The following is a 10,036-nucleotide window of genomic DNA, read 5'->3' on the forward strand; positions in this document are numbered from 1 at the left end:
AACACCAAGTCTTAAAAATACTACTTAATATTGCGTAACATCAGTTACTAAATTTGCCTCCTCTTTTTCTTAAAAACCCTTAGGATGCTATTGCAGCAAAAACTATAGCTTTCATGCTTTCTGAACCACAACCATTTTAAAACTTAGAGTGGCTATTTTGGGTAAAATAGCCACTCTAAGTTTTAAAATGGTTGTAAGAATAAATTAATTAGTATTTTCCATGTAATTTTAATCCACGGGAAACACGGTCAACAGCTACTATGTAGGCAGCTTCACGCATTGGGACTTTATGCAGTAATGATGCGTTATAAACTCTTTCAAAAGCGTCTTTCATGATGGTATCGGCGCGTTCATTAACTTCCGTTTCGCTGTAATAATGTCCGCGTCTGTTTTGTACCCATTCAAAATAAGAAACCGTAACTCCTCCGGCATTGGCTAAAATATCCGGTATTATCATGATATTTTTGCTGTTTAAGATGCTGTCTGCACTTGCAGATGTTGGGCCGTTAGCACCTTCTGAAATCAATTTTGCCTTAATGTCATTGGCATTGGAGGCAGTAATCTGATTTTCTAAGGCTGCTGGCACTAAAACATCTACATCTAAGGCTAATAATTCGGCATTTGTTATTTTGTTACCGCCTTTAAAGCCTTCCAGAACGCCTTTGTTTTCGTTACGATAGTTTATAGCTTGGGTAATGTTGATTCCTTCTGGGTTATAGAATGCGCCGGTATGGTCAGAGATGGCAACGATTTTTACTCCGTGTTGGTTTAAGAGTTTTGCAGAGATTGAGCCTACGTTTCCAAAACCTTGAACGGCGCAGGTACATTGGCTGGGTTTCATGCCGAGTTTTTCTAATGCAGCAAGCGTAGTAGTCATAACGCCACGTCCGGTTGCTTCTACACGTCCTTTGGAACCACCCAATTCTAAGGGTTTTCCGGTGATAACTGCTGGTATAAACTTGCCGCCGCAGAGTTTAGAAAATTCATCTGCTATCCATGCCATTTCTCTTCCGCTGGTGCCCATATCGGGTGCCGGAATGTCTAAGTCAGGGCCAAAAACGTCAATCATAGAGTCTGTATAGGCGCGGGTTAAGCGTTCTAACTCACCTACACTCATAGAAGCTGGATTACAGCATATTCCACCTTTAGCACCTCCATAAGGAATGCTCACTACGGCACATTTCCAAGTCATCCAAGCAGCTAATGCTTTTACTTCATCCATATTAACGTCCAATGAATAACGGATTCCACCTTTGGAGGGGCCAAGGGCTGTATTGTGAATCACTCGATAGCCTTCAAAAACTTCCGTGCGGCCGTCATCCATTGTAACGGGTAAGTTTACCATAACAATTCTAGCTGGACGGCTTAGAATGTTTCTTTCTCTTGAATCTAAATTCAAAATGTCGGATGCTTTGTTAAAGCGAGCCAACATAGACTCATACGGATTTTCGCTGGTCGGGCTTAATAAAGCCTCGCCTTCTGCAACAGTTTTCATAAATATAAAATATGATACGGTTTTATTGATGTGAAATAAATTATCTCAAAAACTAATTTTGACCACTATCAGTGAACCAAAATTGACGCGAAACTACAAAATACTTATTCATAATAGACATTTAAGAAGATATTATTTTTTGCGCCTCTACATATAAACTTCCTAAGTGCCTTTCAGGGCTATCTTGGATTAATTTAGGGTTATTTCCAACTTTAAAGGCAACTTCTACGCAGTTAGAAAATCCGGCCTCTGCTAATAGTGCCGTTAAAAATTCTGCATTAAACGTAGATAAATGCCCCCATTGCTGCGTAAGTCCCCAAACCGCTTCTGCTAAGGTTGTGTAAGGTAGTGTGTTTTTGTATTCTATAATAGCTTCGTCCGGGTCAGGTTGAAAAGCACGAATGGTTTCCATTAGGCCGGGTACGCAGATTCTAATATAAGCACCATTTTTCATAGTTCTAAACAACTCTTTTAGTAGCAAATAGTTATCTGACGGATGTAAATGTTCTAAGGTATGTTCGGTAAATACTCCTGCCCAAAAGTTATCCGGGCAGTTTAGTGGCTTACGCAAATCTAAGAGCCAATCTATTTGTGGTTTATTTTTACCAAACTTAAAAGCATAGTAATAAAAATCTGCATTTATAAAACCTTTCAAGTAATTACCGCCACAACCAAGATGCAATAATGGATCTGATTCTTTTTGTGGAGGCGGTTTACTTAAAAAAAAATCTCCAAATCTTCCGATTAAGTCAAACTTTAATAACGGCCACCAGTGCCATAAATACGATTTATTGAGTACAGAATAGGGATTTTGAGGGTCTAAATAAAGTTTCTTCATTTATGCGCGATATAAGCCTAAGATGTAGATAGAATAAACAAGAAATCCTTAAAGATAATTTGACAAAAGTCAATATATCTTTAAGGATAATAAGTTGTTTTTTATAGGAATTATTCTTGCATTCCCAGACGTTTTTTGGCTTCTTTCATCTCAATCCGAACACCGTCAAGATAAGGAACGACCCAAGCGTCTTTGATGCCCATTTTACGAATATCTGACTTAAAGGCATCTGCAATAGCTAAATCGCGGAAGTTTCCGATAGTGTATTTGTTAAAATTATCGGCAGATTCTCCTTCAAAATTTTGAGTATCTTTTAAGTATTGGTTGATATTAAATACCTTAAATGCGCCTAACTGTACCTTAAATATAAGCCCCGGCTGGATATTTTTTTCGGTAACTTTCTTTTGTGCTTCGTAAGCTGTATTTAATTGGTCATACTGGGCTTTCATGGCTGCCAGTTCCGTGTTTTTCTTCTTTAATTCGGAATCACATTTATCCAAATCTGCTTGTGCTTCGGTATAACGCTGGCTTAGTTCTGCAATTTTTTTGTTTAGCTCTTCGATTTGCCGTTGATAAGATTCCTGATTATTTTTCAGTGCTAAGGGGTTCTTAACATACTGCTTTGCTTTTTTCTTCCACTCTTTTTTAGTGCGTTTATCATTAGCTCCCTTTTTTTGAGCAACTGCCGGAATCGTTAAAATCCCCAGAATGAATATAATCCCTGTAAATGTTAAAATAAATTTTCTCATAATTTTAAACTGAGATAGTTGGTTTTCGTAATAGTTTTGTTTTACTTATAATTCGTGCCGCAAATTTAGGTTAATGTTTATGTTTTTTCAAAATTTATCTTGGGCTTTAATTAGATTTAGTACTAATTTTGGAACTTAAAATTTTCCACATAAATTATTTAGATACAAATGAGTAAAATTACAGTTGTGGGTGCAGGGGCAGTAGGTGCCACTTGCGCTGATGTGTTAGCACGCCAACAGGTTTGTAATGAAGTAGTTCTCCTTGATGTCAAAGAGGGTGTCTCTGAGGGAAAAGCCTTAGACTTGTTTCAATGTTCATCCATTTTAGGATTTGATACTATTTTAACCGGCAGTACCAATGACTATGCTAAAACAGCCGGGTCTGACGTAGTGGTAGTTACCTCTGGTGTTCCCCGTAAGCCCGGAATGACCCGTGAAGAACTTATCGGAGTAAACGCCGGAATTGTTAAAACTGTTGTAAATAACATTTTAGCCCATTCTCCCAATGCAGTTATCATCGTAGTTGCCAATCCGATGGATACGATGACCTATTTAACTTTAAAATCCACTAAGCTACCTAAAAACCGCGTTATTGGTATGGGCGGAATTTTAGATAGTGCTCGGTTTAAGGCTTATTTAGCTCTTGAGCTAAAATGCAACCCCAAAGACTTACAAGCAACCGTTATTGGCGGGCATGGCGATACAACCATGATTCCACTAACCCGTTTTGCCACAGTAGCTTCTATGCCAGTAACTAAATTCATAGCACCAGAAAAAATGAGCGAAATCGCTTCAGCTACTATGGTTGGAGGTGCAACTTTAACCAAATTATTAGGAACATCAGCTTGGTATGCCCCAGGTGCTGCCGCTGCCTTGTTGGCAGAATCTATCGTAAAAGACCAAAAAAGAGTTTATCCTTGCAGCGTCTTTTTAGAAGGTGAATACGGCCAAAATGACATCTGCTTAGGCGTACCCATTCGAGTTGGAAAAAGCGGTATAGAAGAAATCATTGACCTAAAACTCAATGAAGACGAAAGTGCTGCCTTCGCTAAATCAGCTACCGCCGTACGCGACATGAATAACGTCCTGAATACCATGAACGTTTTCTAAAAAAACATCTTTATCATTAAATTTATCGTTAAAACCAACAAGGGAAGTCTAAAGACTTCCCTTGTTGGTTTTAAATACTATGCATCCCAAAAAGAAAAAAATAAGATTGTGGCTTAGAAAGCTATGGCTTCGTCAGCACAGCATTCTTTCTCAACTCATTTTGGAATATTCTTGCGCTTTGGCAAAGATCCCAAATAACTATTACCGTTACTTTGGTAATAAATTGTAAGGTTACTCTTTATTGCCAAAGGGATTGCTCATACTTTCTGAACTATGAGCAATATTTTTAACTTTGACAATTGGAAAATTGAAATAATAAATGACGACAAAAACAGAAACAAAACAGTTTCAATATGAAATACAAAGCTATCAGGAGGACTGTGTTACAAACATTGTAAGTCTTTTTGAAAGTCTTCGCCAAAAAGTAAATTTTGGTGAGGTATTGACAGCACACCATAAAAAGCACAAATACAATTTTCCAGTTCAAGACACTAAAAACATTGACATAATGATGGAAACGGGAACGGGTAAAACGTTCACGTTTATCAAAACCATTTTTGAACTGAGTAAGCATTTCGGCTACAAAAAATTTATCGTTCTTATTCCGACAGTTCCAATTCGAGAGGGAACAAAAACAAACTTAGAGGACACAAAAGATTACTTTAAAAGCTTTTACGCTAACGAGAAAGAAAAGGAAATTGAAACCTTTGTTTACGAAGGAGGAAACATTTCAGCCGTAAGAGGTTGTTTAAAATTTATTTTTTTATTCTGTTAAGCATAATTCTAATCATAGCTAAGTGCACAAAGCTTGTACTGCATTCGGGGTGGAATTCATAGTCATTAACCAATCTTCGTTGAAAACCAAGCCATCCAAAAGTTCGTTCAACTATCCATCTCTTGGGTAAGACATTAAATCCACTAATTCCTGCCACTTTTTTTACAATTTCCAAAGTGTAATTCAAACTTTTTAAAATCCATTCAGCTAAGTTACCGGTATAACCTTGATCTGCCAATATTTTTGTCAATCTAGGGTACTTATATCTTAATTCTTCAAGAACATATTTAGCTCCTTCTCTGTCCTGAATATCAGCGTTATGAATCACAATAGCTATAATAAATCCGAATGTGTCAGTAATAATATGTCTTTTTCTTCCTTTAATTTTCTTGTTTCCGTCATAACCGTTTGATAACGAGAAAGAACAAGTTTTAACAGTTTGACTATCAATTAATCCAAGACTTGGTGAAACATGTTTTCCTTTTTCCTTTCTTAACTTATCACGCAAAAAATCATGTATTTCTTCAATAAGCCCTTCTGCTGTCCATTTTCTGAAATAATAATAAACGAGTTGCCACTTAGGGAAATCTTTAGGCAGCAATCTCCATTGAACACCAGTTTTGGTGATGTACAATAATGCGTCTACAATACATCTTAAAGGATGCTTTCTTTTCCTGTTATCATTTACTATTTTTTCAATAGCTTCGTACTGAATATCAGTTAGGTTGGTTGGGTAGGCTTTCATACTTGCTTAATTATCTGATTAATAATCAGCAATATACAAATAAATATGTATTTAACCATGTGATATTAAATAATTTAACAATTTTTACACCATTTTTAAACAACCTCTAAGGCAATTTTTAGGCACTTCGCATTTATCGGTTTTGGTAATGACTCCAAGTTCGTTCAATAGTCGTGACAATATTTTGAACCGTCCTTTGGAACGAGAAATGAATGCACCCGAATTATTTGTAACTAATCAAGAACCGCCAAAAACCTATTTGGAATGTTTGAAGCGACTAAATCCAATCGTGATAATGGACGAACCTCACCGCTTTGAGGGTAACGCTTTTAAAACCTATTTTGAAGGATTTGAAAATTACTTTTTGCGTTTTGGTGCTACATTCCCCAAAAAGAAAGACAGTTTGCCTTTATCCAATGTTGCCTATGTTTTAGACAGTATTTCTTCATTCCGACAAAATTTGGTAAAGAAAATCGTAGTTTATACTCAAGATGTAATTGAAAACACAGACACACTTATTGGCATCGAAAAAATTGGAACAGTAAGCAAAGCCATTGTGAGCACTTCTACTAATGGAATAATTGCCAGACGAGAATTAGGGGTTGGAGCAGTTTTTAACGGAAAAAGTATAAAGAAAATAAATAAAGACATCCTTGTTTTAGCAGACGACACGATTGAAAAAGTTGATTATTCTTTGTCGGACGAATCATTGCGGGCAATGATTAAAGAAACAATCAAAATTCATTTTGAAAAAGAAAAAGGTTTGTTTGAGCAAGGCATAAAAGCATTGACCTTGTTTTTTATGGAAAGCGACACTAATTTATTTCGTGGAAGCAATCCAAAAATTAAAACCATTTTTGAAGAAGAATATAGGCGTGAACGCCAATTAAGAATTAAAAATTACGAATTAGGAAATGACGCGAAAGAATATCTTAAATACCTACAAAATGACTTTGACGAAGATGGAAATCTGCAAGTTCACAAAGGATATTTTTCAGGCGATAAAGGAAACGCAGACGAAAAAGTAAAAGCAGGTGTTGATGAAATTCTGAAAGACAAAAAGAAATTGCTTTCGTTTGAAAGTCCTACTCGTTTCATTTTTTCCATTTGGGCATTGCAGGAAGGTTGGGACAATCCGAATGTTTTCACAATCTGTAAACTTTCAAATCAAGGAAGCGAAATATCAAAATTGCAACAGATTGGTAGAGGTTTACGCATTTGCGTAAATCAAAACTTACAACGTAACACGCTGAAAAATCTCAATGACGACCAAGAAGCATTTTGGAAAATCAACAACCTTGATGTTGTTGTTTCAAGCAAGGAACACGGTTTCGTTGAGGCAATTCAAAATGAAATTTTAAGTAACTCATTCCTGATTTCTGAAACATTTACAGAGCAGGAACTGATTAAAATACTTAAAGAAAAATCGGGCTTTGATGATGATACAGTAGTTACTTTGGTTGATGATATTTTGAAAGACAAGAAAATGATTGTTCGCAAGGCAATTGTGGACGGACAAAAGATTTACGAAAAATCGCCTGAATTTTCAGCTATTCTAAAAGAACAAAATTTGCCCGAAGAACAAGTGAAAGCAATAGAAAGCTTGTTTGCAACCGATACAAACACTTATGTGCAGAAAGCCGAGAAGAAAAAGGAGAAAAAGGAGAAAAAGAAAGTTTTCATCAAGGCAACGCACTTGCAAGAATTCCAAAATCTTTGGAACGCTATCAATAAAAATGCTTTCTATGTTTTAGAAACTTTGACAGCAGAACAGGAAAGCCAACTGATACAAAACATTAAAACGCAAATAGAAGCCGTAAACATTGAGGAAATTCTATTGCAAACCATTCGTGCAGAACTAAACGTAAACAAAATTGGCGAACAATACGCCATTACAGAAAAGCTGACTGACACCGTTTCATACAAAAGCAAAGTTGATTATTTGGAATTGGTTCGCACTTTGTCCAACAACACCAAAACCCCTATTTCATTTGTTGTAAAAGTTTTCAATGCTTTGAGCGATGATTTCAAAACCAAAATGCTCTGCAACAATCCTGAACAGGCACAACGGGAAATTTCCGAAATAATCAACAAGAACTTAATTGCAATGCTCAAAGCTAACATTAAGTATGACGGTATTAACGGAACCGGTTTACCCAATGTATTCAAAACCGATGTTTCGACAGGTGATACAGTGAGTTTATCGAACTGCTCAACACAGGGGAAAACCTATTTAGACACAGGAAGCGTAGGTAAATTTCAAAAAGACATTGCAGGCGATTTCAATTTAAAAACCAAATGGGTGTTTGAAGAAGTGATTGAATATGACAGTGATTTTGAATTGGAAATTGTGGAGCAAGACCCCGACATTGACAGCATTGAAATTTTCGGCAAACTTCCACGCCTGAAAATCAAAACACCATTAGGAGATTATAATCCCGACTTTTGCTATGCTATCAAAAGCACCGAAGGCAACAAAATATTCCTTGTAGTGGAAGCCAAAGGCTATAAAACTTCTACCGACATACCCGAATCTGAAAAAGCTAAAATAGATTTTGCCAAAAAATATTTTGAAGCTCTGAATGAGTATTACCGTCTTCGACAAGCTCAGACCGGCGAAAACATTAAAATATCATTTAAAGAACGTATCAATAAAACGCAATTAGCGGCATTGATAAACAATTTACCGTAATTATGGGTGGAAATTTTATGTATATATTGAAATGTGCAAATGGTGCTTACTATACCGGAAGTACACAAAATTTGGAAAGACGATTAGAACAACACCAAGCGGGAGAAGTGGCTAACTTCACAAAAAAGCACTTACCTGTAACTTTGGTATATTATGAAGAATATCAACGAATTGATGACGCTTTTTACAGAGAAAAGCAAGTACAGGGTTGGAGTAGAGCTAAAAAGGAAGCTTTGATAAATGGGAAAACAAACCTTTTACATAAACTTGCCGAATGTGGAAACGACACTCATTTCAGGAGTTTAAAAAAGGGCGTTTCGACTAATGAAAAGGGCGTTTCGACTGATAAGACTGGCGTTTCGACTTCGCTCAACGCCCAATTAGATAGCTCGTTGAGCGAAGCCGAAACGAGCTTAACCAAAACGAGCGTTCCAACTGATGAAAAGGGCGTTTCGACTTCGCTCAACGCCCAATTAAATAGCTCGTTGAGCGAAGCCGAAACGAGCTTAACCGAAACGAACAATCCATAAACAAATAATGGTTAAAAATAATGAACAAACAAGATTTTATAAACGCAGGCTTTTCAGTGGTTGGCACAGAAAACAACGAAAACAAATTGTTGCGTTTTCTGAAAGAAAACTACCCCAACGTAATCCGTGACTCCGAAATAAACCTCAACGAACTAAAAACCGTTTTGGGTTTACCGATTGACGAAAAAGTAAACGGCTACGGGCTCAACTTTGTAGGCAGAAACTTTGCCCGAGCTAAATATGCCAAAAAAACCGAAAAAGAATTACGCCTTAACCGCTCGTTGAGCGTAGCCGAAACGAGCACCCAAAACTTAGTGCTAAAAGGCGATAATTTAGACAGTTTAAAAATTCTTAAAAGCTACTACACCGGCAAAATAAAGTGTATCTACATAGACCCGCCTTACAATACCACAAGTGATGAATTTGTTTACCCCGACAAATTTGATAAAGAAGAAGCAGAGGTTTTAGGCTTGGCAAACTTGAGCGAAGACGATTTTGCACGTATGGACTTTAGCTTCAAAACCAAAAAAAGCCATAATGGATGGCTTGCTTTTATGTATCCTCGTCTATTATTAGCAAGGGATTTATTGAGCAAAGACGGTGTAATATTTATAAGTATTGACGACAATGAACAAGCTAATTTGAAACTACTTTGTGATGATGTTTTTGGGGAGGAAAATTTTGTGGCAACTTTCCCTTGGCGGAAAAGAACAACAAAATCTGATGTTCCTTTTGGAGTTTCTCAAGATTATGAATGGATTATTTGTTATGCGAAAAGCGATTTATTCCAAGCAAGTATTGAAGGGAAGAGCAGAAAGTATTATGAAACACCTGATTTCCCTAATAGACCTTGGCGTATTCACGATATGACTAAACAAACAACAGCAAACGAAAGACCAAATAGTTTCTTCACAATGATAAACCCTAAAAATGGAGACGAATACCCTGCAGACGCAAACAGAACTTGGCGTATTACAAAAGATACATTTCCGAAATACTTAGAAGCCAATGAAATTGTATTCCCCGGCGACTATAATTTTTTGAAAATATCTAAGAGGTTGTTTAAAAATGGTGTAAAAATTGTTAAATTATTTAATATCAC

9 protein-coding genes are annotated in these 10,036 nt (G+C 36.6%); 5 read left to right on the forward strand and 4 right to left on the reverse strand.

The window, feature by feature from the left end; genetic code table 11:
• Positions 1 to 208 precede the first annotated feature (208 nt).
• From LC115_09430 to LC115_09440, 3 genes are all read right to left on the reverse strand, one after another.
• Positions 209 to 1,495 carry a Glu/Leu/Phe/Val dehydrogenase gene (locus tag LC115_09430; protein MCZ2356887.1) on the reverse strand — a complete coding sequence of 429 codons (1,287 nt, stop codon included), beginning with the start codon at positions 1,493 to 1,495 and terminating at the stop codon, positions 209 to 211.
• A 121-nt stretch (positions 1,496 to 1,616) separates the two neighbouring features.
• On the reverse strand, positions 1,617 to 2,333 hold the full coding sequence (locus LC115_09435) for a hypothetical protein (GenBank protein MCZ2356888.1): 717 nt from the start codon (positions 2,331 to 2,333) through the stop codon (positions 1,617 to 1,619).
• Positions 2,334 to 2,443: 110 nt separating this feature from the next.
• A complete protein-coding gene (locus LC115_09440) occupies positions 2,444 to 3,082 on the reverse strand; it encodes a hypothetical protein (GenBank protein ID MCZ2356889.1) in 639 nt (212 codons plus the stop codon).
• A gap of 168 nt (positions 3,083 to 3,250) precedes the next feature.
• Between LC115_09440 and mdh the strand changes: the two genes are divergently transcribed.
• Positions 3,251 to 4,192, forward strand: a complete 942-nt coding sequence (gene mdh / locus LC115_09445; protein ID MCZ2356890.1) for a malate dehydrogenase — start codon at positions 3,251 to 3,253, stop codon at positions 4,190 to 4,192.
• A 319-nt stretch (positions 4,193 to 4,511) separates the two neighbouring features.
• Positions 4,512 to 4,967: a DEAD/DEAH box helicase family protein gene (locus LC115_09450; GenBank protein MCZ2356891.1), complete on the forward strand. Its 456-nt coding sequence runs from the start codon at positions 4,512 to 4,514 to the stop codon at positions 4,965 to 4,967.
• Here LC115_09450 and LC115_09455 read toward each other — a convergent pair.
• On the reverse strand, positions 4,948 to 5,712 hold the full coding sequence (locus LC115_09455) for an IS5 family transposase (protein ID MCZ2356892.1): 765 nt from the start codon (positions 5,710 to 5,712) through the stop codon (positions 4,948 to 4,950). The two genes, LC115_09450 and LC115_09455, sit on opposite strands and share 20 nt — an antisense overlap.
• Before the next feature lie 184 nt (positions 5,713 to 5,896).
• Between LC115_09455 and LC115_09460 the strand changes: the two genes are divergently transcribed.
• The 3 genes from LC115_09460 to LC115_09470 all read left to right on the forward strand — a co-directional run.
• On the forward strand, positions 5,897 to 8,404 hold the full coding sequence (locus LC115_09460; protein MCZ2356893.1) for a type III restriction endonuclease subunit R: 2,508 nt from the start codon (positions 5,897 to 5,899) through the stop codon (positions 8,402 to 8,404).
• Positions 8,405 to 8,421: 17 nt separating this feature from the next.
• Positions 8,422 to 8,934 (forward strand): GIY-YIG nuclease family protein, encoded by a 513-nt coding sequence (locus LC115_09465; GenBank protein MCZ2356894.1) that lies wholly within the window; start codon positions 8,422 to 8,424, stop codon positions 8,932 to 8,934.
• Positions 8,935 to 8,954: 20 nt separating this feature from the next.
• Positions 8,955 to 10,036, forward strand: a 1,082-nt coding sequence (locus tag LC115_09470) for a site-specific DNA-methyltransferase (GenBank protein ID MCZ2356895.1), incomplete at its 3' end; no start/stop codon positions are given.

Source organism: Bacteroidia bacterium (assembly GCA_026932145.1).
Classification (GTDB): domain Bacteria; phylum Bacteroidota; class Bacteroidia; order J057; family JAIXKT01; genus JAIXKT01.